21 protein-coding genes are annotated in these 25,057 nt (G+C 68.0%); 13 read left to right on the top strand and 8 right to left on the bottom strand.

The genetic code is table 11. The features are described from left to right. Positions 1-8 precede the first annotated feature (8 nt). Entirely contained in the window at positions 9-2,096 is a 2,088-nt protein-coding gene (locus EII34_RS03525) for an elongation factor G-like protein EF-G2 (protein WP_124842974.1), read from the bottom strand. Between the two features lie 115 nt (positions 2,097-2,211). On the opposite strand from EII34_RS03525, the gene EII34_RS03520 reads away from it, so the two are divergent. From EII34_RS03520 to EII34_RS03505, 3 genes are all read left to right on the top strand, one after another. After that, positions 2,212-3,657 carry a DNA-3-methyladenine glycosylase 2 family protein gene (locus tag EII34_RS03520; RefSeq protein WP_124842972.1) on the top strand — a complete coding sequence of 482 codons (1,446 nt, stop codon included), beginning with the start codon at positions 2,212-2,214 and terminating at the stop codon, positions 3,655-3,657. After that, complete coding sequence (locus tag EII34_RS03515; RefSeq protein WP_124842970.1) at positions 3,654-4,118, top strand: methylated-DNA--[protein]-cysteine S-methyltransferase; 465 nt, start codon at positions 3,654-3,656, stop codon at positions 4,116-4,118. Before EII34_RS03520 ends, EII34_RS03515 begins: the two co-directional genes overlap by 4 nt. Before the next feature lie 319 nt (positions 4,119-4,437). Further along, positions 4,438-4,827 carry a type II toxin-antitoxin system VapC family toxin gene (locus tag EII34_RS03505; protein ID WP_124842968.1) on the top strand — a complete coding sequence of 130 codons (390 nt, stop codon included), beginning with the start codon at positions 4,438-4,440 and terminating at the stop codon, positions 4,825-4,827. Positions 4,828-4,965: 138 nt separating this feature from the next. Here the strand turns inward: EII34_RS03505 and EII34_RS03500 are convergent, their stop codons facing one another. The 4 genes from EII34_RS03500 to EII34_RS03485 form a co-directional block, all read right to left on the bottom strand. Continuing rightward, complete coding sequence (locus tag EII34_RS03500; RefSeq protein ID WP_124842966.1) at positions 4,966-5,616, bottom strand: Fic family protein; 651 nt, start codon at positions 5,614-5,616, stop codon at positions 4,966-4,968. Between the two features lie 254 nt (positions 5,617-5,870). Beyond that, positions 5,871-6,518, bottom strand: coding sequence for a response regulator (locus EII34_RS03495; RefSeq protein ID WP_124842964.1), 648 nt, complete (start codon positions 6,516-6,518; stop codon positions 5,871-5,873). Further along, complete coding sequence (locus tag EII34_RS03490) at positions 6,515-7,681, bottom strand: sensor histidine kinase (protein ID WP_185711152.1); 1,167 nt, start codon at positions 7,679-7,681, stop codon at positions 6,515-6,517. Before EII34_RS03490 ends, EII34_RS03495 begins: the two co-directional genes overlap by 4 nt. A gap of 90 nt (positions 7,682-7,771) precedes the next feature. Beyond that, a complete protein-coding gene (locus EII34_RS03485; RefSeq protein ID WP_124842960.1) occupies positions 7,772-9,709 on the bottom strand; it encodes a serine hydrolase domain-containing protein in 1,938 nt (645 codons plus the stop codon). A 552-nt stretch (positions 9,710-10,261) separates the two neighbouring features. Between EII34_RS03485 and rplM the strand changes: the two genes are divergently transcribed. From rplM to glmM, 4 genes are all read left to right on the top strand, one after another. Beyond that, positions 10,262-10,705, top strand: a complete 444-nt coding sequence (gene rplM / locus EII34_RS03480; protein WP_124842958.1) for a 50S ribosomal protein L13 — start codon at positions 10,262-10,264, stop codon at positions 10,703-10,705. Positions 10,706-10,722: 17 nt separating this feature from the next. Next, positions 10,723-11,250 carry a 30S ribosomal protein S9 gene (gene rpsI, locus EII34_RS03475; RefSeq protein WP_124842956.1) on the top strand — a complete coding sequence of 176 codons (528 nt, stop codon included), beginning with the start codon at positions 10,723-10,725 and terminating at the stop codon, positions 11,248-11,250. Positions 11,251-11,506: 256 nt separating this feature from the next. Further along, a complete protein-coding gene (locus tag EII34_RS03470; RefSeq protein WP_221620185.1) occupies positions 11,507-11,995 on the top strand; it encodes a peptidoglycan-binding domain-containing protein in 489 nt (162 codons plus the stop codon). A 132-nt stretch (positions 11,996-12,127) separates the two neighbouring features. Beyond that, the gene (glmM, locus tag EII34_RS03465) at positions 12,128-13,480 is read left to right on the top strand and encodes a phosphoglucosamine mutase (protein ID WP_124842954.1); all 1,353 of its coding nucleotides are present in this window, start codon (positions 12,128-12,130) and stop codon (positions 13,478-13,480) included. A 128-nt stretch (positions 13,481-13,608) separates the two neighbouring features. Here glmM and coaA read toward each other — a convergent pair whose 3' ends face one another. Both coaA and EII34_RS03455 read right to left on the bottom strand, forming a co-directional pair. Then, the gene (gene coaA, locus EII34_RS03460; RefSeq protein WP_124842952.1) at positions 13,609-14,541 is read right to left on the bottom strand and encodes a type I pantothenate kinase; all 933 of its coding nucleotides are present in this window, start codon (positions 14,539-14,541) and stop codon (positions 13,609-13,611) included. A 43-nt stretch (positions 14,542-14,584) separates the two neighbouring features. Then, positions 14,585-16,642 (bottom strand): NAD(+) synthase, encoded by a 2,058-nt coding sequence (locus tag EII34_RS03455; RefSeq protein WP_124842950.1) that lies wholly within the window; start codon positions 16,640-16,642, stop codon positions 14,585-14,587. Between the two features lie 84 nt (positions 16,643-16,726). Here EII34_RS03455 and glmS point away from each other — a divergent pair, with 84 nt between their 5' ends. From glmS to EII34_RS03440, 3 genes are all read left to right on the top strand, one after another. Further along, positions 16,727-18,556 (top strand): glutamine--fructose-6-phosphate transaminase (isomerizing), encoded by a 1,830-nt coding sequence (gene glmS, locus EII34_RS03450; protein WP_124842948.1) that lies wholly within the window; start codon positions 16,727-16,729, stop codon positions 18,554-18,556. Between the two features lie 130 nt (positions 18,557-18,686). Beyond that, positions 18,687-19,037: a holo-ACP synthase gene (locus tag EII34_RS03445; protein ID WP_124842946.1), complete on the top strand. Its 351-nt coding sequence runs from the start codon at positions 18,687-18,689 to the stop codon at positions 19,035-19,037. Next, on the top strand, positions 19,034-19,834 hold the full coding sequence (locus EII34_RS03440) for an ADP-dependent NAD(P)H-hydrate dehydratase (RefSeq protein ID WP_260425037.1): 801 nt from the start codon (positions 19,034-19,036) through the stop codon (positions 19,832-19,834). Before EII34_RS03445 ends, EII34_RS03440 begins: the two co-directional genes overlap by 4 nt. Here EII34_RS03440 and EII34_RS03435 read toward each other — a convergent pair. Continuing rightward, positions 19,800-20,945: a glycosyltransferase family 4 protein gene (locus EII34_RS03435; RefSeq protein ID WP_124842942.1), complete on the bottom strand. Its 1,146-nt coding sequence runs from the start codon at positions 20,943-20,945 to the stop codon at positions 19,800-19,802. The genes EII34_RS03440 and EII34_RS03435 overlap by 35 nt on opposite strands. A gap of 82 nt (positions 20,946-21,027) precedes the next feature. Between EII34_RS03435 and EII34_RS03430 the strand changes: the two genes are divergently transcribed. The 3 genes from EII34_RS03430 to EII34_RS03420 all read left to right on the top strand — a co-directional run bounded on the left by EII34_RS03430 (position 21,028) and on the right by EII34_RS03420 (position 25,054). Next, positions 21,028-22,272 carry an MFS transporter gene (locus tag EII34_RS03430; RefSeq protein WP_260425036.1) on the top strand — a complete coding sequence of 415 codons (1,245 nt, stop codon included), beginning with the start codon at positions 21,028-21,030 and terminating at the stop codon, positions 22,270-22,272. Then, positions 22,269-22,928 (top strand): TetR/AcrR family transcriptional regulator, encoded by a 660-nt coding sequence (locus EII34_RS03425; protein ID WP_124842940.1) that lies wholly within the window; start codon positions 22,269-22,271, stop codon positions 22,926-22,928. Before EII34_RS03430 ends, EII34_RS03425 begins: the two co-directional genes overlap by 4 nt. Before the next feature lie 236 nt (positions 22,929-23,164). After that, positions 23,165-25,054: a DEAD/DEAH box helicase gene (locus tag EII34_RS03420; protein ID WP_124842938.1), complete on the top strand. Its 1,890-nt coding sequence runs from the start codon at positions 23,165-23,167 to the stop codon at positions 25,052-25,054. Positions 25,055-25,057: the final 3 nt, after the last annotated feature.

Here is a 25,057-nt window from a genome sequence, read left to right as displayed (position 1 = left end):
CGTCGTGGTCAGCCCTTCATCTCGGGCCAGAGTTCGCGTGGCATCAACTCGTAGCCGTTGAACTCCCGGGTGAAGCTGCCCGTGCCCTGCGCCAGCCCGCGCAGGTCGATGGGGTAGTTGATGAGTTCCTTCTGCGGCACCAGCGCCTGGATGATGGCGTGGTGCTCCTCATCGGCGTCGGAACCCAGCACCTGCCCACGACGCCCCGCCAGATCGGTCAGCACCGGACCCAGGAAGGCCTCACCGACGGTGATCGTCACCTTGTCCACCGGCTCCAGAACCCCGATCACGTTCTCCTTCGCCGCCTCCCGCAGGGCCAGGGCCCCGGCGGTCTGGAACGCCATGTCGGAGGAGTCCACGGAGTGGGCCTTGCCGTCGTACAACGTCACGCTGAAGTCCACCATCGGGAACCCGAACAGGGTGCCCTTGGACATCTGCGTCTGGATGCCCTTGTCCACCGAACCGATGAACTGGCGGGGCACCGCGCCGCCCACCACCTTGTCGATGAACTCGTAACCGCTGCCGCGCTCCAGCGGGGTGACCTCGATCTCGCACACCGCGTACTGGCCGTGGCCACCGGACTGCTTGACGTGCCTGCCCTGCGCCTTCGCCGGGGCGATGAACGTCTCCCGCAGCGGCACCTCGACCGGCACCTCGTGGATGCCCAGCGAGAAGCGCTGCTTCAGCCGGGCCAGCAGCAGCTCCTTGTGGGCCTGTCCCATCGTCCACATCAACTGCTGATCGGTCTCCGGGTGACGCTCCAGCCGGACCGTGACATCCTCCACGGCCAGGCGCTGGAGGGCACTGCCGAGCTTGTCCTCGTCGTTGCGGGTGTCCGCGACGATCGCGACGGGAAGCAGGGCCTGCGGTACCCGCCACGGCCGGATCGCGGCCGGACGCTCCGGGCTCGACATCGAGTCCCCGGTCTCGGCCTTCGCCAGACGCGCCACGTAGACGATCTCCCCGGCGATGGCCCTGTCCTTGCCGACGAGCTCCAGTCCGACGGGGGCCGACAGCGGTCCGACCTTGTCGGACTCGTCGTGGTCCGGATGGGAGGGGTCCTCCTGTTCACCGAACAGGACCCTGCGACCGGAGACGTGGACCGGATCGTCGACCCTCAAGGTGCCGGAGAAGATCCTCACCATCGACAACCTGCCCGAGTACTGGTCGGAGGTGGTGCGGATCACCTGCGCCACGAGCGGACCGTCCGGGTCACAGGTGGCGCGCGGCAGGGTCTCCCCGTCGAGGGTGATGATGTCCGGGACCGTCTTGGTGTTCGCGGCGGGGAAGCCCTTCTCGATCCACTTCAGCAACTCCAACACGCCGACGTCGCTGGTGGTGTGGGCCGGCAGGACCGGGAAGAAACGGGCGGAGATGATGGCCCGGTTCAACACCTCGTACACCTCGGCGACGGCGATCTCCTCGCCCTCGAGGTAACGCTCCATCAGGTCCTCGTCCTGGAGCTCGGTGATGATCGCCTCCAGCAGCGGAGCCCGCTGCTCCTCGATGAGGACGCTCTCCTCCTCGTTCGCGTCGCGACTGACCCTGGTGCCGGAGGAGTAGTCGTGGATGCGCTTGTTGAGCAGTGAGATGTTGCCGGTGGACTTCTCGCCGTCGCGGATCGGCAACAGTGCCGCCACCACGCCCTCACCGAAGGCGTCGCGGCACACCTCCACCATCTCCAGGAAGTCGGCCTGTCCCTGGTCGAGCTTCGTGATGGCGATGATCCTGGGCAGCGCCACCTGCTGGCACTCCTCCCACAGGGCGATGGTCGCGGGTTGGATGGCTTCGCCCGCCGGGATCACGAACACCGCGGCATCGGCGGCCCGCAGCCCGGCCCGGAGCTCACCCACGTACTCCGGGTGGCCCGGGGCGTCCAACAGGTTGATCTGCACGTCGTCCGCCGGGATGGAGGCCAACGTCAACGACGCCGCCCGCTCGGGGGTGTCCTTCTCTCCCCGATATCCCTCCACCCGGGCGCGTAGCAGATGTTCGAACAGTGTCGTCTTGCCGGAGCCACTGGCCCCGACCAGGATGACGTTTCGGATCTGGTCCGGTGTCTTGATTGCTGTGTGCGTACTCGTCTTTGAGGCCATGACGAAACATTAGCCCCTTGTCATCCCAAATCGGAGTCGGGGGTGAAAAACTGGCGCGTCGTCGTGTCCGATCTCCGCCGACGAGTCGGGGCCCGGAGCGGGCAGACTGGAGGCCATGACCTCGCTGCCCATGTCCCCGGATGCCTGTTACCGGGCCTGCGCCGGGCGGGAGAGCGCGTGGGACGGACACTTCGTGCTGGGGGTGACCTCCACCGGCATCTACTGTCGGCCTTCCTGCCCGGCACGGATACCCCGCCGGGAGAACTGCCGGTTCTTCGTCACCGCGGCGGCCGCCGTCGCAGCTGGCTTCCGGGCGTGTCTTCGGTGCCGTCCGGACCGGGTGCCGGGGATGGCCGGGTGGGATGAAGGTGCCGACCTGGCGGCCCGTGCGGTACGACTCATCCGTGACGGCGTGATCGATGACATCGGGGTGCAGGGACTCGCTGCCCGACTCGGGGTGGGGACCAGGACCTTGAACCGGGTGCTCGCCGCGGAGGTGGGGGCGGCGGCGCAGCAGCTGAACCAGACCCGTCGTGCCCACACCGCACGCGCCCTGATGGATCAGACCTCCTGGTCCCTGGCCGAGATCGCCGCCGTCTCCGGGTTCGGCAGCAGCCGCCAGTTCCGGGACGTGATGCGGGCGGAGTTCGGCATGGCGCCATCCCGGCTTCGACGTCTGCCCTCGCGGGAGCGTGGCGAGGGCGCGCGGATGCGCCTGGTGCTCCGGCTGCCCGGGGCGCGCGGTGAGGCGGCCAGGGCGATGCTCGGGGCCTTCCGGGCGCACGCCGTCGCGGGTGTGGAGCGGGTGACGCACCAAGACGTCACCCGCCTGATCCGCACCGAGGCCGGAGCGGTGCTGGCGCGCACGGACTGTGCGGGGCGAGTGGAGCTGGACCTGCCGGGACTGGCCGCGCTCACCACCGCTGTGAAGGCGGTGCGTCGATGGCTGGCCTCGGATGCGGATCCGGCGGTTGCCGATCAGCACCTGGCACGTGATCCCCTGTTGGCGCCACTGATCGCGGCCCGGCCCGGGCTGCGGGTGCCGGGAGTGATCGACGGTGCGGAGTTCGCGATGATGACGGTGCTGGGGCAGCTGATCTCGCTCAGTGCCGCCCGAACCGTCGCGGAACGTCTCATCCGAGGATTCGGGGAGGACGCTGCCGGGCTGGGTGAGCAGTGGCGGTTCGCGCCCAGTGCCGAGGTCGTGGCCGAGGCGGGGGTTGACCGGCTGCGCGAGGACCTGCGACTGACCCGGACCAAGGCCGGGGCGCTCCACCAGCTGGCGGTCCTGGTGGGTTCAGGGCTGCGGTTGGAGCCGGACGCGGACCGGACGGAGGTGCGGCATCGGCTGCTCGGCATCAAGGGGGTGGGTCCGTGGACCACCGAGTTCATCGCGCTCAGGGCGCTGGGGGATCTCGATGCCTGCCCGGCCGGTGATCTGGTGCTGCGCCGGGTGCTGGGGCTGGGCACCACCCGGGAGGTCTTCGCGCGGGCCGTCGGCTGGAGCCCGTGGCGAGGACACGCGATCATGCATCTGTGGACGGAGGCGAGCTACACATGAACCAGCTGACCATTGAACTTCCCGGTGGGGTGTGGACCTTCATCACCGACGGGGAGGTACTGGTGCGATGCCTGTACGGGGCGGGTGGCGGGGCGCTGCCCGCGATGCCGGAGGATCACCCGGTGGCGCGGGCGGTGCGGGCCTATGCCGACGGCGAGGTCTCGGCCATCGACGCCATCGCCGTCGCCCAGCCCGAGGGGGAGTTCCATGCCGCGGTGCGCCGCGAGATGCGTCGTATCCCGCCGGGCCAGACCGTCTCCTACCAGGAGCTGGCGGCCTGGGCGGGGAACCCGGCGGCGGCCCGGGCGGCAGCCGCGGCCTGTGCCCGCAACCTCATCCCCATCGTCATCCCCTGCCACCGGGTGGTGCGCAGCGACGGCAGCCTCGGCGGCTACGCCTTCGGCCTGGACGTCAAGCAGGCCCTGCTGGACTTCGAGCGTCGTCACGCTGAATCCCGGTGAGCCCCACAGGTTTGTAACGCGCGTGCCACGGTTGTGGCATGAGCGTTGAGGAAGCGGTGGAGAGCTTGTCGCAGCGTGAACTGCGCAACGAATCAGGGCGGGTGCTCCGGGCCGTGGCGGAGGGGTAGTCGTTCATCCTGACCAACAACAGGACTCCGGTGGGGCGAATTGTGCCCCTGGATGCCCCAGCCCCGGGGCTGCCCATTGTTCGTCCCGCTGTGAGGCGTGGTGGTTGGGCCGCTCTGGGGTTGAGGCGTCAGCCTGGGGAGAAACTTGACGAGACGCTCACTCATCTCCGTGAAGACCGGCTGTGACAACGATGAGGGTCGTTCACGTCGACACCTCTGCGCTGGCCGCTCTGCTCGTCGAACAGCCAGGGAGTGACGCTCTGTTCGTATGGCTGGATCAGGCCACGGATGTGCTGTTTTCCAGCGACCTGCTCGAAACCGAGCTCCGGCGCGTCGCTGTCAGAGAAGGTCTTGCCCAAGGGGCGGTGACCCGACTGCTGGAAGGGGTCAACATCGCAGCCCTCGACCGCGCGGTGCATCGCAGCGTGGCTCTGCTGCCGATGTCTCATCTTCGTGCCCGTGATGCGCTGCACCTCGAGGCGGCACTTCGAGTTGATGCGCCCGCCATGTTGACCTACGACGCACGACTCGGTCATGCGGCACCGGAAGTGGGGCTCCAGGTGATTGCGCCAGCTGCGTGACCGCAGAGCCGTTGTTTGCGCCCTTTCCCGCTGGTCGAGCCGCGAGCTAAGCGAGCGTGTCGAAACCCCTGGCACACGGTGCTGGGACGTGAGCCGGGTGGAAATCTCAGTGGGTCTCGACATGGGTGTTCCACAAGTTCACACCGGAGCGAGGCCTTGGGAGCGGAGCATGTCCCGGACGGCATCGTGCTCATCGAACACGTAGGCCCGGGCGAGCAGATCGTTGAACCGGTCCGCCACGGACGGGTCGTCCTCGTCGAAGGGGACGGTGAGGAGCAGTCCGGTGTCATGCGTGATGAGGTGCGCATTCGCGACGAACAGGGCGGTGCGCTTGTTGCCGTCCTCGAAGGGCTGCGCCTTGGCGAGGGTGAGGAACAGGGCCAAGGCGCTCTCCACTGGCTGGTCCGGGATGATCGCGGCCCCGACCAGCCGTTGCAGCTTCTTCTCGGTCAAGGCCTCGGGAAGATGCCTGCCGTAGCGGGTTCTGACCCCGATCTGCTGTTCGGCAGTGCGGAGGCTGCCGGGGTTGATCGCGGCACTACGGGTGAGTTGGGCATTGACCTGACGGACGAAGGCGGCATCGACGGGGGTGCTGTGCTCGATGATGAACTGTGCGACATCCCTGAGGTCCTGCAGGAGGGCGAGATCAGAACGTGAGGTGATTCCGTCGGCCGAACCGGAGCGCAGGAAGTTCTCGGTGTCCACCCGGCCGGTTCCAAGGCCGTCGAAGACCTTCCCGGAGGAGTAGATGACACGGACGAGATCGGTCATGCTGAGCTGTTGAGCCATGGGAGACACCGCCTTTCGGGAGTCCAGTCTTGCAGAGGACATCTGGCGTCCGATTGTTGAGATCCCCTGGTTCCGCTGGCCGAGCCAAGGGCGCCCAGCGCCTGACAGCCGAGACCTCTGGCACACGGTCCTGGGACGTGAGTCGGGCGGGGATGGTTCGGGGCCGAGTGTCCGCGCATGGTCCTGGGGTCTCGACTCGGGGATTCCCTCGCCCCGCATCGGGAATCCCGGCTCGACCAGCGGGGAGAAGCTGGTCAGGCCAGCCCGTGGCGGTGGGCCCAGATCACGGCTTGGACCCGGTCCCTGGCATCGATCTTCGGGAGCAGCCTGGTCAGGTGCGATTTCACGGTGCTGATCTCCACCACCAGTTCAGCCGCGATCTCCGCATTCGACATGCCCCGGGCCAGCAGCCGGACGATCTCCTGTTCGCGAGGGGTGAGGCGAGGGACGGCCTCGGTGTCGCGAGCCGCGGCCTGGCGGCGGGCGAACTCCGCGATCACCCGCTTCGTGACGGCTTGATCCACCAGCCCGAAACCGCCAGCCAGTCGGCGTACCGCCGTCACCAGTTCCTCGGGTTCGCAGTCCTTGAGGATGAAGCCGTCGGCCCCGGCCTCCAGGGCGCCGAACACGTCGGCGTCCATGTCGAAGGTGGTCACCACCAGCACGGCCGGTTTCTCGCCCCGTCGCTCGCTCACGATGCGGCGCGTGGCCTCCAGTCCGTCCCCGGCGGGCATCCGCAGATCCATGCACACCACGTCCGGGTTGGTCCGCTGCACCACCTGCACGGCCTGACGACCACCGGAGGCCTCACCCACCACCTGGATGTCCGGCTCGGACTCCAGCAGCACCCTGAACCCGGCGCGCACCACGGCCTGGTCGTCCACCAACACTACTCGGATCATGACTCCTCCTCAATCGGGTGTGGCCAGGTCAGCTGCACCTGCCATCCTCCCGCATCCGTGGGCCCGGCCCGGAACTCAGCACCGATGGCGGCCGCCCGTTCCTGCATCACCTCCAGGCCCACCCCACCGGAGCCGAGGCCGACCTCACCCTGTCCTCGACCGTTGCTGACCGTGAGTCCTTCAGGGGTGATCTCGACGTGAATCGGGGCTCCGGGTGCGTGCTGGATGGCATTGCTGATGGCCTGCTGGATGATCCTGTAGGCAGCGGTCTGGCTCAGCGGGGGCAACGACGTTGGAGGCGCCAGGTGTACGGTGATCGGCACGCCCAGGGCGCGAGTGGACTCGATGAGCGCGGGAATGTCAGCCAGACCGCGCTGCGGGTCGTCGTGGCGCAGCAACTTGACCACTGAACGCAGCCCTGTGAGGGCCTCCTTCCCCATGCTGCGTAGCTGCTTCGCCGCGTCCTTCGCCCGGTCGGGGTCCCGGTCAATCAGCCGTTCCAAGGCGGCGGCCTGCACCACCAGTCCGGCCAGGTGATGGGCTGCCACGTCGTGGAGCTCGCTCGCCAGCCGCCGCCGCTCCTCCAGGAGAGCCATTGTCAACCGCTTCTCCTGTTCCTCGGCCTTCAATCTTCTGACGATCTGCTCGTGTCTCGCTCGGCTGGCCAGCGTCGCCCCGACCATCATGGGTGCCAGGTACTGGAGGGCGTTGACGATCATCACCGCGATGATGGTGGCCCAGTTGGGTTGTTTCACCACGACCGTGATGAGGACGGCGAGGGTGGCCAGGCTGGTCAGTATGGCTGTTGCACGTGGCAGTGCGAGACGACGGCCGATGGAGAAGGCGGCGATCGTTTGGGCGACGCCATTCACCGGAATGTCGTTCACCGCGACCATGCCGGAGAAAACAGTGTCCGTCAGCACGACATCCAGTGGTATCAGCAGGACAGGGATGTCGAGGAGGAAGACGAGTCCCAGGGTGAGCAGCGGGTGCTTCCGCAACCAGACCAACGCCAGAGCTTCCAGGGTGAGCAGCACCCTCACGGCCTCCCAAGCCCAGGAAGGTTGAAAGGCCGCGACGACCGCGTGTTCGGGCAGGGATGTCGCCAGCCAGAAAAGCAGGGCGACCCCCAGGGCCAGCAGCACGTCGGTTCGTCCAACCATGAAGGACAGTCTGCCGGAGGGGGCGCGGACAGGTGAGATCCACTGCCGAGGCCCTGATGGCAGCCCCGTCTGTCCGCGCTCCCTCATGCCTCACGCCCCGAGGTTGGGGTTGAGGGCGTTGCCTGCCCAGGCCCACCAGGCGGTGGCGCCCAAGGCAGCCAGGAGGAGGACTGCCATGGTGATCCGTTTCCATCCGGCTCGACTCTTGATGGCGGTGATGAGATCGAGGCTGGCGGGGATGATGGTGATGATGCCTGCCCACTGGAGGACCTGGATGGTGCGCAGCAACGTGATGTTGCCGAGCAGATCGAAGTTCTGGCCGATCAGGATGATCAGGCTGACGCTCACCCAACCGATCAGGGCGAGGGTGGCGGTGAGGGCACCGATGCGGGTGAGGTGGGCGAGCCGGGGGAGTCCGGCGGTCGGCTTGCCTCGTCGTGCCCGAACTCGTCGGCGGATGGCTCCGGCCACCCAGGCGAGCAGTGCCAGGGCGAAGATGGCCAGGCTGATGATGAACACCGGGAGCAGGGCCTGCCCAGTGGGGGTGGTGGGTAGCAGGGTGAGGGCTGGTCCGACGCCCACGGCTTCGACCTTGCCGTCGACGACCCGGGCGGTGAGAGTGGTGGAGAGCCCGTCGGTGTGGGGGTTCTTCCAGATCCAGGGGGCGATCTCCACGAACTCCCGGTCCTGGAGCAGCAGGTTCCCGTTGGGAAGGGCCTGAATCTGCATCTGCTGCACTGTGTTGTACCACGCCGAGAGCCAGGTGGTCACCGGAGCACGGCTGCCGACATAGGTGCCTGCGACCTGGTGGGCGCGTTCGGTGGAGCCCTCCAGCTGCGGGGTCTGGGCGGTGGTTTGGGCGGGGAGGTAGCGGTTGGCGAAACCGTTGAGGAGGTCATCGCGGAGGCTGGCTGTGGCGTCGGAGAAGCTACCGTCGTCAGTGAAGGAGATGAAGATGCCGACCTGGTCGTCGGGGTAGATCTCGAACTGGGAGTGGTGGTTTCTGAGGTCCCCGCCGTGTTGGACGGTGCGGTGGCCGTTGCGGAATCCGGTGAAGTAGCCGAGTCCCATGCGGGGGGAGTTGGCGAGGTTGCCCAGGGTGTCCTCGGTGAGGGCTGGGGTCCACATCTGTTCCCAGCTGTCTGGGGTGAGGAGTTGGGGGGAGTGGTTCAGTTGGGTGAGCATGAAGGCGGCGGCATCGGTCCCGGAGCCTGACAGGGTCCCGGCGGGGACGTCAGGGATGGTCTGGAAGGGGTGGGGCTGTCCGGTGTCGTCGTAGGCGAGGGCCAGGGTTTCCTCGGGGAGGGGTTGGTCGTAGCTGGCGGTGGTCATCCCGGCAGGGCTGAGGACGTGTTCCTTCATGTAGTCGTGGAAGGGTTGGCCGCTGGCCTGCTCGACGAGGTACCCGGCCAGGGTGATGCCGTAGTTGGAGTAGGCGGGGATGGTGCCGGGGCGGTACACCGACACCGGCGGGTTGTGGTGGACGTACTCGGCCAGGGGCATGTTCTTCAGGGCAGGGTTGACGGTGCCGGTGCTCTCCTCGAAGCCTGCGGTGTGGGTGAGGAGGTGGCGCAGGGTGATCGGCTCCTTGTGGTGTTTCTGGATGGGGACATCGGTGTAGGTGGTGATGTCGGCGTCGAGGTCGAGTTTGCCCTGCTCGACCAGTTGCATCACGGCGATGGCGGTGGGGACCTTGGAGATCGAGCCCCAGCGGAAGATGGTGGTCTCGGGGTTCACCGGGGTGTCTGGCTGACCGTTGTCGCCGAGTTTTTCATTCCCGTAGCCGCGGTTGGTGAGGATCTGGCCGTCCTTGACGACGGTGACCACGGCTCCGGTGGCCTTGCCCTTGGTGAGGACATCGGGGAGTGTCCCGTCGAGCCAGGCGTCGAGGTCGGTCTTGGTCAGTTCGTGGGTTTCGGCTGGTGGCTCGACCGGTGGGGGTGGGGGTGTGGGTGGGCTGCTGCAGGCACTGAGCAGGGCAAGGATGCCGATCATGAGGAGGCCGAGCAGGCGTCGTGTGTTTCTCATGTGCTCCAGCCTCTCGGCCAAGGTATCCCGGACGACAGAGTCGTGAGGTGGAACCTCAGTTGCGACTTTCGGTGGAACCCGGGTGCGATTCATCCAACCTTCGGTGGAGAGGCCCGGTCAGCGCGGAAGCGTGCAGGAGTCATGGAGGAGAGCCAGTTCACCGTCGGCGTACGACGTGTCGGCGTTCTTCGTCGGCGGTTCAAGACCCTTCACCGATCACGCCTGAGCGCCCCCGTGCCCGATGGTCGAGACCTCCGGTGCTCGCTTCTGGGACGTGGACTCAGTGGAAATGCTCCGGGGGCGAGTCCCGGCACATGGATGTGGGGTCTCGACTCGGGATTCCCGGGCTGCTGCCTCGGAACCCCGGCTCGACCAGCGGAGAGGAGTGGCTCGGCCAGCGGTGGGTCAGCAGCCAGGGGGCTGGGTGGTGTTTTGACCACAGCGGCCCTGCCGACTTAGACTAGGGCGCTGTTGTGCTCCGCCCCGTCGACTCCGGTCGGCCGGTCGGCGGTGTGTGACCTCTCAAGTGTTTGACAACGAATGGAAGCTGCCGTGTCCACGTACACCCCAAAGCCTGGCGAGATCGCCCGGAACTGGCATGTGATCGACGCCGAGGATGTCGTCCTCGGCCGCCTGGCCTCCCAGGTTGCGACGCTGCTCCGCGGCAAGCACAAGCCCACCTACGCCCCCCACGTCGACGGTGGTGACTTCGTCATCGTCGTCAACGCGTCGAAGATCGCGCTGACCGGCAACAAGCGCGCCAACGACATGCGGTACTCGCACTCGGGCCGCCCGGGCGGCCTGAAGGCCGTGAGCATCGGTGACCTTCTCGAGAAGGACCCCCGCAAGGCCGTGGAGCGCGCCGTGTGGGGCATGCTGCCGAAGAACAAGCTGAGCCGTCAGCTCATCGGCAAGCTCAAGGTGTACTCCGGCCCGGAGCACCCGCACGCTGCGCAGAAGCCGCAGCCCTTCGAGATCACCCAGATTGCCCAGTGAGCTGAGGAAGCACGGACATGACTGAGACCACCACCGCGGTCGAGGAGACCGCTGACGAGATCACCCCGTTCGTCGACGAGCAGGACCGCGAGATCGCCTACCGCTCCGACTCCAACCCGGCCGCCGCCGCCTCGGAGACCGCCCGCCCGGCCGTCATCGCCCCCGGTGCTGCGACGGGTCGCCGCAAGGAGGCCGTCGCCCGCGTCCGCATCGTCCCCGGCTCCGGCCAGTGGGCCATCAACGGGCGCACCCTGGATGACTACTTCCCGAACAAGGTGCACCAGCAGCTGGTCTCCGATCCCTTCGTCACCGCCGGTGTCGAGGGTGCCTACGACGTCATCGCCCGCATCGACGGCGGCGGCGTCACCGGCCAGGCCGGTGCGCTGCGGCTGGGGATCGCCCGGGCCCTCAACGAGGTCGACGCCGAGGCCAGCCGCCCCGCCCTGAAGAAGGCCGGGATGCTGACCCGCGACGCCCGCATCAAGGAGCGCAAGAAGGCTGGTCTCAAGAAGGCCCGCAAGGCTCCGCAGTACTCCAAGCGCTGATCCCCAGCGCCCGGACCAGGAGGGGTCCCGCTTCGGCGGGGCCCCTCCTGGCGTGTCGAGGCCCTGTTGGTGCGAAACGCCCGGGTGCGGGTCACACAGGATGCACTTTTCTCAGCACCGGGACAACCGGGCCTTGACCAGTGGTCCTGGCCGAAAGGGCCGCAGCGCAGGCCGGTTGGTGAGCCTTGAGGGTGACCCGGGAGGTGCCTAGGTTGGTGAGCAGCCAACAGTTGCATCCACGAGAAAGGAACGCATCATGACTCAGAGTCAACCTGGCACCGGGATGAACCGTCGTTCCGTGCTCAAGCTGGCCCCCATCGGGGTGCTGGGCGTCGGGCTGGCCGCCGCCAACGTGTCCAACGCGAGTGCGTGGGGAGGAGCGCCAGACTGGTGGACCACCGAGGACACGCAGTGGAGCATGGCCCTCTTCGGTTTCCTCGGTTTCGACGAGATCGATGGCGTCTACGGCCCCAGGACCACCGAAGCCGTCAGGAATTTCCAGTACCAGCGAAATTTGGCGGTCGACGGGATCGTCGGATCCGCTACCGTCGACAGCATCACCCATGTCGTGATGAACGTGCAGGATGTCGTCGATGTCCGGATGGACGGTCTCGCGGGGCCGGTGACCCGGCAGGGGGTGACGGACTACCAGATCCGCCATGGCCTGACCGTCACCCGGTTCGCCGACTACCCGACGCTGGCCCACATGGGCAAGCCCTTCTTCCGGGACATGCGGGGAGGCTGAGCGACATCTCGCGAGCACGTGGGTGGGGAGAGCAGCTGCTCTCCCCACCCACGTTTCTTTCATGGCTCATCACCCCACTGTGATGACCCTCCCGAATCGCTCACAGCCCCTGCGCACTCTATGCTGGCCTGCATGGCTCGACTCTTCGGAACTGACGGCGTGCGCGGCGTCGCGAATCAGGAACTCACCGCTGAACTGGCCCTCGACCTGGCGGTGGCCGCTGCCCACACCCTCGGTGAGGCCGGGGTCTTCGGACGACGTCAGCCCACCGCACTGGTCGCTCGTGACCCGCGCGCCTCCGGAGAGTTCCTGGAGGCCGCGGTGTGCGCCGGACTCGCCAGCGCCGGGGTGGACGTGCTGCGCGTCGGGGTGGTCCCGACCCCCGCCGCTGCCTACCTGGTCAACGAGTACCGCACCGACCTCGGTGTCATGATCTCCGCCTCCCACAACCCGATGCCGGACAACGGCATCAAGTTCTTCGCCCGGGGCGGTGTCAAGCTCGACGACGACCTGGAGGACGCCATCGAGTCCCGGATGCACGAGACCTGGCAGCGACCCGTCGGCGACAAGGTGGGGCGCATCATCGACCAGCCGCGCGCCGTCGAGTCCTACGTCAAGCACCTGGTGAAGTCCCTGCGGGGTGAGGAACTGCTGCGTGACCTCAAGGTGGTGCTCGACTGCGCCAACGGGGCCTCCTCGCAGACCGCGGTCCGCGCCTTCGAGGGGGCCGGGGCCGACGTGATCGCCATCAACGCGGAACCGGATGGCCTCAACATCAACGAACGCTGTGGCTCAACCCACCCGGAGCAGCTCCAGAAGGTGGTCGTGAGCAAGGGGGCCGACCTCGGACTGGCCTTCGACGGCGACGCAGACCGCTGCCTGGCCGTCGACCACGAGGGCAACCTCATCGACGGCGACCAGATCCTGGCCATCCTCGCCCTCGCCCTGCAGGAGGACCACCGGCTGGCCTCCAACACCGTGGTGGCGACGGTGATGAGCAACCTCGGCCTCAAGCTGGCCCTGGAGGAACACGACATCCGGCTGGACCAGACCAAGGTGGGGGACCGCTACGTGCTGGAATCGATGGGGGCCAACGGGTTCTCGCTCGGCGGTGAGCAGTCCGGACACGTCATCATGAGTGAGTTCGCCACCACCGGTGACGGCGTGCTGACCGGCCTGCACCTGGCCAAGCGTGTCGCCACCACCGGCAAGTCGCTCAAGGAACTGGCCGCGGTGATGACGCGCCTGCCGCAGGTCATCATCAACGTCAAGAACGTGGACAAGCTGCGCGCCGGTCTCGACACCGCCATCAGCTCCGCTGTCGCCGACGCCAGCGCCGAGCTCGGCTCCAGCGGTCGGGTGCTGCTGCGGCCCTCGGGCACCGAGCCGGTGGTCCGGGTCATGGTGGAGGCGCCGACCGACGACCAGGCCGGGGAGATCGCCGAACGACTCGCCGCCATCGTCAAGGATCGCCTGGCGATCTGAGCTCATTTCCGTTTCACAGGTCAGAGGGCGAGCACGAACCGCTGGGTTCCTTGCGTGACCGCGGCACACAGCAGATATCGGAGAAGCAGAACGGCGGTTCGTGCTCATAGGGGGCGGGTCGAAGAGTGTCAGACCTTGCGGATCGCGATGGTCTGCACGCTGTGGTCCGGTCCCTTGCTGAGGACCGCCGTCGCCCGGTCCTTCGTCGTCATGATGTTCTCACGCAGGTTGGGGCCGTTGATGGACTCCCAGACGTGGGCCGCGAACTGCATCGCCTCCGCCGGGCTCATGCTGGTGTAGTGCTTGAAGAAGCTGTCCTCGTCACGGAACGCCGTGTCCCGCAGCACCATGAACCGGTCCATGAACCAGCGCCGGATGTCCTCCTCGGAGGCGTCCACGTAGACCGAGAAGTCGAAGAAGTCGCTCACCGCGGCGCCAGAGCGCCCCTGTGAGTCCGCACGGGCGGGTTGCAGGACGTTCAGACCCTCGACGATGAGGATGTCAGGGTTCTCGATGACGATCTGCTCACCCTCGACGATGTCGTAGACCTTGTGGCTGTACACCGGGGCCGTGACCCGGGTCTCCCCGGATTTGACGTCCATCACGAACTGCAGCAGGGCGCGCCGGTCGTAGGACTGCGGGAATCCCTTGCGCTCCAACAACCCACGACGCTCCAGCTCGGCATTGGGGTACAGGAAACCATCGGTGGTCACTAGGTCCACCTTCGGGCTGCCCGGGGCACGACGCAGCAGCTCCTGCAGCAGCCGCGCCGTCGTGGACTTCCCCACGGCGACCGAGCCTGCGATCCCGATCACGAAGGGGGTGCGACGCACCCTCAGGTTGAGGAACCGGTTCGAGTCGTCGCACAGGCGACCCGTGTTGGCCATGTACAGGTGCAGCAACTGGGTCAGGGGCCGGTAGATGTCGGCGACATCGGCGGCCGAGGTGGGGTCACCGAGACCACGCAGCCGCTCCAGGGTGGCCTCGTCGAGATCGATCTCGGTGTTGTGGGCAAGGGCCGCCCACGCCTTGCGGCGCAGCACGACATAGGGACGGGACATCGGTACTCCCCAAGGGTTCAGGACGGCCTCATGGTATCCGCCATCACGACGGGATGTCGCGTTCGATCTCCTCCAGCCACACCTTCGCCGTCACGTCCGAGGGCATCCGCCAGTCGCCTCGTGGGGACAGGGAGCCGCCTGCGACCACCTTGGGGCCGTTCGGCAGGGTGCTGCGTTTGAACTGGTTCGTCGCGAAGCGACGCACGAACACCTGCAGCCAGCCCCGGATCGTCGCGAGATCGTAGGAGTGACGATCCTTGCCCTCCAGACCGAGCGGCCATTGCCCGGCCTCCACGTCACGCCACGCGTGATGGGCGAGGAAGGCGATCCTGCGGGGCCGCATCCCGTGCCGCAGCAGGTGGTACAGGGTGAAGTCCTGCAGCTCGTAGGGGCCGATCGTGGCCTCCGTGGACTGTGGGACCTCGCCGGGGCGGGTCGGGATGAGTTCGGGGCTGATCTCGGTGTCGAGCACCGAGGCCAGGACCCGGCCCACCTGCTCGTCGAACTGGCCCGACGAGATCACCCATCGGATCAGGTGCTGGATCAGGGTCTTCGGCACCCCGGCGTTGACCCCGTAGTGGCTCATGTGGTCGCCCACCCCGTAGGTGCACCACCCCAGCGCGAGCTCCGACAGGTCGCCGGTGCCGACGACGATGCCGCCGTGATGATTGGCGGCACGGAACAGGAAGTCGTAGCGGATGCCGGCCTGGACGTTCTCGAAGGTGATGTCGTAGGTGTCCTGGCCCTCGGCGTAGGGGTGGCCGAGGTCGGTCAGCATCTGCGTTGCCATGGGACGGATGTCGACGGTCTCGAAGGTCACCCCCAGGGCCTCGGACAGGGCCTGGGCGTTGCTGCGGGTGTGCTCGGTGGTGGCGAACCCGGGCATCGTCCAGGCCAGGATGTGGGTGCGTGGCAGCCCCAGCCGGTCACAGGCCTTCGCAGCGACGATGAGGGCGTGGGTAGAGTCCAGGCCACCGGAGACACCGATGCAGAGCTTCGGGGCGCGGGCCGGATCCCCGCCGCCGATGGCGAGCATCCGTCGCTCCAGGCCCGAGACCTGGATGTTGTAGCCCTCGTAGCAGTCCTGCTCCAGCTGCGACGGGTCGTTCGGGACGAAGGGGAAACGATCGAGGGGGCGCAGCAGGCCGAGATCCCCCGCCGGGGGGGTGGCCTCGAAGTCGATGGTGGACAGGAAGGTGGCGAAACGCTGACGGTTGTCGTCGAAGGAGCCCTGCCGCATCCGCTCCTGCCGGATCCGGTCCAGGTCCACGTCCGCGACGGTGAGCTGCGCGTCGTGGGGAAAACGTTCGCCCTCGGCCAGCAGCGTCCCCATCTCGTGGATCATGGTGTGCCCGTCCCAGGCCAGGTCGGTCGTCGACTCCCCGAACATGGCTGCCGCGTAGACATAGGCCCCGAGGCACCGTTTCGACGCCGCGGCCGCCAGGTCCCGCCGATCATCGGCCCGGCCGATGGTGATGGGGGAGGCCGACAGGTTCATCATCACCGTCGCCCCTCCCAGGGCGGCCTCGTGGCTGGGCGGGATCGGCACCCACAGGTCCTCGCAGATCTCGACGTGGATCCTCAGATCCGGCAGGTCCGTGGCGGAGAAGAGCAGTTCTCCGCCGAACGGGATCGGCTCGTCGCTCCACTCGGGGATCAGCACGGAGTCGCCCGGGCTGCCCTCGCCGGAGGCGAACTGTCGTTTCTCGTAGAACTCGCGGTAGTTTGCCAGGTAGTTCTTCGGCACCACTCCCAGCACCTCGCCCCGGTGGATCACCACTGCGCAGTTGTACAGCCGGTGCCGCAGCTTCACCGGCGCACCGACGGCGAACAGCGGCCTCAGCTCCGCGGTCTCGGTGGCGATCCGCGCCACGGCATCGACCACGGCGTCGAGCAGTGAGTCGTTCAGCAGCAGGTCGTCGATGGCGTAGCCGCTGACCGACAGCTCCGGGAACACCAGGGCGGCGACCCCTTCGGCGTCGGCTCGGCGCACCATCTCGACGATGCGCTCCGCGTTCGTGGCAGGATCGAAGTCGGCCACGGGCAGCGTCGCGGCGGCCACCCGAGCGAACCCCTGGGCGTAGAGGTTGAAGAAATCCATGGCCCGACCCTATCCCCATCGGCCCAATTCCGACGCGCCAGCGATTGTCAAGAAGTGTGCATCCATCATGTACAGTTTCTCCTCGTGTGTGGAATCGTTGGATACCTGGGAAGCCGCGACGGGCGGCAGATCGTCGTCGACGGACTGCGTCGACTCGAGTACCGCGGCTACGACTCGGCGGGGATCGCCGTCGTGGCCGACGGGGAGCTCAGTCATGCCAAGAAGGAGGGCAAGATCGCCAACCTGGCGGCTGCGATGGAGGCCGACCCGCTGCCCAGGTCCGGCACGGCCATCGGACACACCCGCTGGGCCACCCACGGGGCCCCCACCGATGCCAACTCGCATCCCCACCTGGCGGGGCGCGTGGCCATCGTGCACAACGGGATCATCGAGAACCACGCCGCGCTCAAGGCCGATCTCGACGTCCCCTTCGCCTCGGAGACCGACTCGGAGGTGGCCGCCCACCTGCTGGACCGGGAACTGGGCAGGGGAGCTGACCTCGTCGCGGCGATGCGGGCCGTCGTCAAGCGACTGGAGGGCACCTTCACCCTGGTGGCCATCGACAGCCAGGATCCCGACCGGATCGTCGCGGCCCGCCGCAACTCCCCCCTCGTGGTGGGCATCGGTGAGGCCGAGTACTTCCTGGCCTCCGACGTCGCCGCATTCATCGAGCACACCCGCGACGCCGTGGAGCTCGGCCAGGACCAGATCGTGGAGCTGACCCGCGACGGTGTGAATGTCACCGATTTCGACGGTGCGCCGGCCAGCACCCGTGCCTTCCACGTGGACTGGGACCTCACGGCTGCCCAGAAGCAGGGCTACGACTGGTTCATGCGCAAGGAGATCTTCGAGCAGCCGAAGGCGGTGGCGGACACCCTGCTGGGCCGTACCAACGAGCGCGGCGAGATCGTGCTCGACGAGATCCGGATCAGTCCCGAGGAGCTCCGGCGTGTCAACAAGATCGTCATCGTCGCCTGCGGCACCGCCTTCTACGCCGGGCTGGTGGCCAAGTACGCCATCGAGCACTGGACCCGCATCCCCTGCGAGGTGGAGCTCGCCAGTGAGTTCCGCTACCGGGACCCGATCATCGACCCGATGACCCTGGTGGTGACCATCTCCCAGTCGGGGGAGACCGCCGACACCCTCATGGCCATCCGGCACGCCCGCGAACAGCACGCCAAGGTCGTCGCCATCTGCAACACCAACGGTGCCACCATCCCGCGTGAGTCCGATGCCGTGATCTACACCCACGCAGGCCCCGAGATCGGTGTCGCCTCGACCAAGGGGTTCACCACCCAGCTCATCGCCTGCTACCTGCTGGGCCTGTTCCTGGCCCAGGTGCGCGGCATGAAGTACGCCGACGAGATCCGCATGATCCTCGACGAGCTCCAACGGATGCCCGAGCAGATGCAGTGCGTCCTCGACGCCCAGCAGCAGATCCTCGACCTGGCGGGGGACCTGAAGGAGGAACCCTCCATCCTGTTCCTCGGCCGTCACGTCGGCTACCCCGTCGCGTTGGAGGGGGCGCTCAAGCTGAAGGAGCTGGCCTACATCCACGCGGAGGGATTCGCCGCGGGTGAGCTCAAGCACGGACCCATCGCGTTGGTCTCCAAGGGGCTGCCGATGTTCGTCGTGGTCCCGCCCCACAGCCGTGACCAACTGCGCGACAAGGTGATCTCCAACATCGCGGAGGTCCGGGCCAGGGGAGCGCGCACCATCGTGCTGGCGGAGGCCGACGACGAGCAGGCCCGTCGCCACGCCGACGTCTTCATCGCGCTGCCACGGGTCTCGACGCTGATCCAGCCGCTGCTGGCCATCCTGCCGCTGCAGCTGTTCGCCTGCGAGGTGGCCACCCAGCGCGGCTACGACGTGGACCAGCCGAGGAACCTGGCGAAGTCGGTCACGGTCGAGTGAGGCCCCACCCGTCCAATCGATAGGGTTTTCGGGCAGTTGTTGCACGTTTCTGCCAGAACATGCCCGAGAACTCAATGAAATGACATAACGCGAAGGGGGGCGGGGGCCGCGCACCCTCTAGGCTGGGACGATGATCGTCGGTATCGGAGTGGACCTGTGCGTCGTCGAACGGTTCCAGGCGATGCTGGAGCGCCGGCCCGGCCTGGCGGAGCGGTTGCTCACCCCGAGGGAGCAGGAACTGTCCGTGCAGTCCAAGGCCGCGCGGTTCGCCGCGAAGGAGGCACTCGCCAAGGCGCTGCACAGTCCCGGTGGGTTGCGCTGGCTGGATGCGGAGGTGGTCAAGGACCCGGCCGGTGTGCCGAGCTTCGCCCTCAGCGGCACCGTCGCGGACCGCGTGTCCGAGCTGGGGATCACCCGGATCCATCTCAGCCTCTCCCACGACGGTGGGTTCGCCACCGCGATGGTGGTGTGCGAGTCGTGATCGACACCTTCACCGTCGCTGACCTGGCGGCCTGCTGGCCGGTGCCGGGACCCCGGGACCACAAGTACACCCGGGGAGTGGTCGGGATCGATGCCGGATCGACCCGCTACCCCGGGGCGGCGCTGCTCGCCGTCGCCGGAGCGCTGGGGACGGGGCCGGGCATGGTCCGCTACCTCGGGTCGGCTCCGGGGGAGTTGGTGATCAGCCGTCACCCCAGCGTCGTCCTGGCTGACGGGCAGGTCCAGGCCCTGGTGCTGGGGCCCGGCTGGGGACCGCGGGCCGACGCCGGGCAGCGGCTCGAGGAGGCCTGCTCGCGGCGGGTCCCGATGGTCATCGATGCCGATGCGCTGCGCCACCTGCCGAACCCGGTGCCCGAGGGGTGCCTGATCACCCCGCACGCCGGAGAGCTGGCGATGCTGCTCGGGGTCCCACGACGTGACGTGGAGGCGGAGCCGGTGGCGGCGGCACAGGAGGCCGCAGACATGTTCCGGGTGACGGTGCTGCTCAAGGGAGCCGTCCAGCCGGTCGCTGCCCCGGGTGGGCAGGTGAGGCTGGCACTGCCGGGACCCGCCTGGAGCGCTCAGGCCGGCTCCGGGGACGTGCTCGCCGGGGCCTGCGGAACATTGCTCGCAGCCGGGTTGCCCGTGGCGGTGGCCGCGCTGGCCGCGGCCAGCCTGCAGGCCCTGGTCGCCACCCGGTTCCCGGGGCCGTGGCCCCCTCACGTGCAGGCGGCCAGGTTCCCCGGTGTGGTCGCTGACCTGGTCAGTGGGTCTGCGGGGTCAGGGACTTCCGCCTGACGGACAGCCGGATCGCCTCGGTGTAGTGCTCCATCAGCTCGGTGCAGATGTTGTGCCAGGTGCGATCCAGGATGGACTCACGCGCGGCAGCGGAGAAAGCGGCCCGCTTCACGTCGTCCCCGACCAGATCCGTCACCTGGGCCCGGAGCTGGTCGAGCCTGCCCGGTTCGTACAACCAGCCGGTGCGGGACGGATCGATGAGGTCGACGGGGCCGCCCTTGCGGGGGGCCACGACGGGCAGCCCCGAGGCCTTGGCCTCCTGGACGGCCTGGCAGAACGTCTCCATCTCACCGGTGTGGACGAACAGGTCCAGGGAGGCCATGGCGCGGGGCAGGTCCTCGCCGCCGAGCTGCCCGAGGAAGGCCGCACCGGGCAGCTTCTGCTGCAGCGTCGCGCGTTCCGGGCCGTCGCCGATGATGACCAGCCGAGTGTTCGGGAGGTCGGTCAACGCCACCAGGTCCTCGACCTGCTTCTCGACGGCGAGACGTCCCATGAACCCGATGAGTTTCTCCCCGTTCGGGGCAAGTCGGCGGCGCAGTCCACGGTTGCGTTTGGTGGGTGTGAAGCGTTCCGAGTCGACGCCTCGTCCCCACAGGTTGACCCGGGGCACCCCGTGATCGATGAGCTGTTGTCGGGCGTAGGTGGAGGGCGCCAGGGTCATCGTCGCCAAGGAGTGCACCTGCGTGACGTGGTGCCACAGCAGCGCCTCAGCATGGGGGAAGCCGTAGCGTGCGGCGTAGGAGGGCACCTCGGTCTGGTAGATCGCCACCATGGGGATGCCCAGCCGGGCCGCCACCGAGGCCCCCTTGAAGCCGACGATGAAGGGGGCGGCCAGGTGGACCACATCGGGGTTGAAACGGGTGAGGATGCGCTCCACCGTGAACGACGGGGTGGTCACCACCCGCACGGTGTCGTAACCCGGCAGGCCGATCGAGGCCACCTTCTTCACCCGGAAACCGGCGTACCTGCGGGGCACCTTCCGTCCGTCGGCCGGGGCGATGACCAGGGCGTCGTGGCCAGCTGACCGGAGGTGCTCGAGCACCCGCAGGACGGAGTTGGTCACTCCGTTGACCTGCGGCAGGAAGGATTCCGCGATGACGGCGACACGCACGGTCCCAGTCTACGCGGCGTGGGCCTGCGGCTCCATTCACATTGTGGTGGTACACCCCCGAAAACAGTTGTAGAGTGTGTCCGTGCTCTCCAAAGAAGTCCGAGCCGACCACGGCGGTCGGCCCCAGCTCTCCCTGCTCCTGGGTGTCGTGCTCATCGTCTACGTGGGTCAGATGACCCTCGGCCCGATCATCGCGCCGTTGGCCCGTGACCTCGGGCTCGCGGAATGGCAGGTGGGGGTGACCATCTCCAGCGCTGCCCTCATGGTGGTGCTGACCTCGCAGTTCTGGGGGCGCCGCGCCCAGTCGGCGGGTTTCAAGCCAGTGCTGGTCAGTGCACTGCTGGCCGCCACGGTCACGATGCTGCTGTTCACCGTCGTCGTCTCGGTCGGGCTGGCCGGGGTGCTCACCGGCTGGTTGCTCTTCCTGCTCTTCCTGCTGCTGCGCGGAGTGGCCTTCGGCACCGCCATCGCGGCGGTCCCCCCGACGGCCCAGGCCTATGTCGCCGAGGTGACCCCGGAGGGTCAACAACGGGTCAAGGCGATGGCCGGGGTCGGGGCCATGCAGGGACTCGCCTCGATCCTGGGTGCGATCATCGGGGGCGTGCTCGCCGGGTTGGGGCTGCTGGTCCCCATCGCAGTGGTGCCGGTGCTGATCGGAGCAGGTCTCGCCGTGGTGCTGTGGGGGCTGCGGAGCGGGGGACAGGGGCAACTCGTGGCCGCCCCCAGACGGATCAGTCCCGCCGACCCTCGGGTGTGGCCGTTCCTGATGGCAGGATTCGGCATGTTCACCGCTCTGGGATTCATCCAGGTCACGGGAGGATTCCTCATCCAGGATCGGCTGCACCTGGCCTCCGAGACCGCCGGGCAGATGACCGGGGCCATGATGCTCGTGATGGGTCTCGGAATGGTGCTGTCCCAGGCCGTGATCGTGCCGCGCACGGGTTGGGGGCCGCCGAGGCTGTTGCGTCTCGGGACCGTCGTGGCCGCCATCGGGTTCATCCTGCTGCTGCCCGACCAGGGCGCGTGGCTGCTGTTCCTCGCCTTCGCGCTGATGGGGCTCGGGCTCGGTCTGGCGATCCCCGGCTACACGGCTGGGCCCACCATGCTGGTGCAACGCGATGAACAGGGCGGTCTGGCCGGTGTCGTGGGGGCCACGAACGGTCTCACCTATGTCATCTCACCCGCACTCAGCACGATCCTCTACGGCTGGTGGCGTCCGCTGCCCGTGGTGATCTCCATCGCCATGCTGATCGCCGTCGTGGTGTTCCTCGCCATGCATCCTGCCTTCCGACGCTTCGTCCCGCTGAGAGCCGAGGAGGTGCGGTGACAACCGGCCGCAGACGCGGCAGACCACCCCGGCTCTCGCGGGAGGAGGTGGCCGAGGCCGTGCTCGAGGTCGGGTTCCCCGACCTCACCTTCGCGGCCGTCCGGCAACGACTGGGGGTGGGGGAGACCACACTGTTCCGTTACGCCCCGGATCGTGACGAACTGGTGCGGCTGGGCCTCGGACGGATGGTCGAGACTGCCAGGTGGCCGACGTTGTCAGGGTCCTGGCGGGACGTGCTGAGGGCCTGCGCCCACTGTCTCTGGCGAACCTGTGAGCGTCACCCGGGCGCGGCGGCCGAGGCCGCACGTGGGCTGATTCCGCTCAGTGGGGTCCGACTCGTCGACGATCTGTGCATCCACCTGGTGGAGTGCGGCTTCACCGCGCACGGGGCCGTACTGGCCTGTGACATGGTGTTCGACCTGGTGATCGACAGCCGCCGTGGTGCGGAGGGCCTGGACGGCCTGACCGGCGGGGGCCCTCGTCGCCGTGACCTCCAGGAGGTCTGGGGTGCCCTTCCGGAACCGGAGGAGGGGGGCGACCCGGTCAGGCGGGTGGTCCAGGAGACCAGGCGAACCATGGTGCAACGGCCGCCCATCGAATGGTTCGACACGAAGCTGGAGATCATCCTCGACGGTGTGGCGGCGTCTCTCCACTGATCTGATTGCTGCAACCCGTCGTGCCTGTGCTAGTCTGATCAGTCGGCCCATGTGGCCCAGTCCGGGGTGTCGCTGACCAAGCCCCGGACCCCCTGAGCCGGATACCGGCTGTCAGCATCGCGCATCGAGCGCCAACGGCCGTCTTGTGTTTGAGCTTTTCCTGTGAGACGAGGCGAGCCGAAGCCCGCGGAATCCATCCGCCGGGCCCGAGACGAGCTGTTCTTTAAGGACCTGACATGGCCATGCATGGCAAGAAGCCGAAGTCGTTCAAGGCTGACGGCACACCCAAGAAACGTTGGAGCGCTGCCGAGCGGGCAGCCAAGGGGCGTGCGCCCCGCAAGTCGGGTGGGGTCCGCCACCCGGAGCGGGAGCGCTTCTCCCGCAGAACTGACCATGACGTCGAGCCCCGTGACGAGCGCAGGTTCGACCGCCGTGACGAGCGCAGGTTCGACCGCGACGACCGGCCCCGGCGTGATGACAGGTTCGGGCGGCGTGACGACCGCGAGTTCCGTCCCCGCCGGGACGACCGTTTCGAACGGCGGGACGACAGGTTCGACCGCCGTGACGAGCGCAGGTTCGACCGCGACGACCGCTTCGAACGGCGGGACGACCGTCGCCGGGATCGGGATCAGGAGCGCCGCGATGACCGACGTGACTTCGGTCGTCGTGGTGGGTTCCGGCAGGACCGGCCGCGCGGGTTCCGCTCCTTCCAGGACCAGCCGCGGCACCACCACCACGACCGCCGTCGTGATGACCGCCGCCACGAGACCCACGAGGTGGAGCAGGACCAGATGAGCTGGGAGGCCACCGCCGTGGAGGTGGAGGTCACCACGGACGACGAGCGCTCCGGTTTCGCCGAGCTCGGGGTCGCCACCCCCATGGTCGCGGCCCTGGCAGCACAGGGGATCACCGAGCCCTTCCCCATCCAGCGGGCCACCATCGCCGATGCCATCGCGGGACGCGACGTGCTGGGTCGCGGCCGCACCGGCTCGGGCAAGACCTTGGCCTTCGGACTGCCGATGCTGACCCGGCTGGCCGCTGGGGAACCCACCGGCACACCGCGCGCCGTCATCCTCACCCCCACCCGTGAACTCGCCCTGCAGATCGCCGACAACCTGTCACCGCTGGCCACCGTCATGGGTCTGGACCTGTACCTGGTGGCGGGGGGTATGGCCTACGGTCCCCAGATCAAGGCCTTCCAGCGCGGCGTCGACGTGGTGGTGGCCACACCCGGCCGCCTCATCGACCTGCTGGAGCAGGGAGCGGTGGACCTCAGCCAGGTGGAGATCGCAGTCCTCGACGAGGCCGACCACATGAGCGACCTCGGATTCCTGCCCGATGTCACCACCCTGCTCGACGCGGTCCCCGAGGGCGGACAGCGGCTGCTGTTCTCCGCCACCCTCGACGGTGCGGTGGACAAGCTGGTGCGACGCTACCTGGTCGACCCGGTGACCCACGAGGTGGACTCGGGACGTGCCTCGGTGACCACCATGACCCACCACGTGCTGCACCTGGCCCCGCACCACAAGAACCAGATCACCGCCGAGATCGCCAACCGCGACGGCAAGACCGTGATCTTCGCCCGCACCCAGATGGGCTCCGACCGCATCGCGGGTCAGCTCCGCCAGGCCGGGGTGTTGGCCGGTGCCCTCCACGGCGGCCTCACCCAGGGGGCCCGGGCCCGTGTCCTCGCAGCCTTCAAGAACGGTGAGGTCCCCGTGCTGGTGGCCACCGACGTCGCGGCACGTGGCATCCACGTCGACGATGTCACCCTGGTGCTCCAGGTCGATCCACCCATGAACCACAAGGACTACCTCCACCGGGCCGGTCGCACGGCCCGGGCGGGGGAGACCGGTGCCGTGGTGAGCCTCGTGCTGCCGCACCAGCGCAAACTGATGCGTCGTCTCGTGGGTCAGGCCGGGGTCAGCACCAAACCCCTCGAGGTGACCCCCGGCAGCGATGAGCTGAAGCACGCCACCGGGGCGAAGGAGTGCCTCGACGCCCCCATCGACGAGGCCGACTACCTGGCCCTCATCGCGCCCAAACCGCAGCAACGCCGTCGTCCCCACGGCGGTCGGCGACGCGGCGGGTTCCGTGGCGGGCGCGGCCGCCGCAACTGGGAGTAGGAT

The sequence above is a fragment of the Arachnia propionica genome (assembly GCF_003859805.1).
GTDB lineage: Bacteria > Actinomycetota > Actinomycetes > Propionibacteriales > Propionibacteriaceae > Arachnia > Arachnia propionica_C.
Note: the sequence above shows the minus strand (reverse complement) of the source record. Positions and strands in the feature narration are given on the sequence as shown.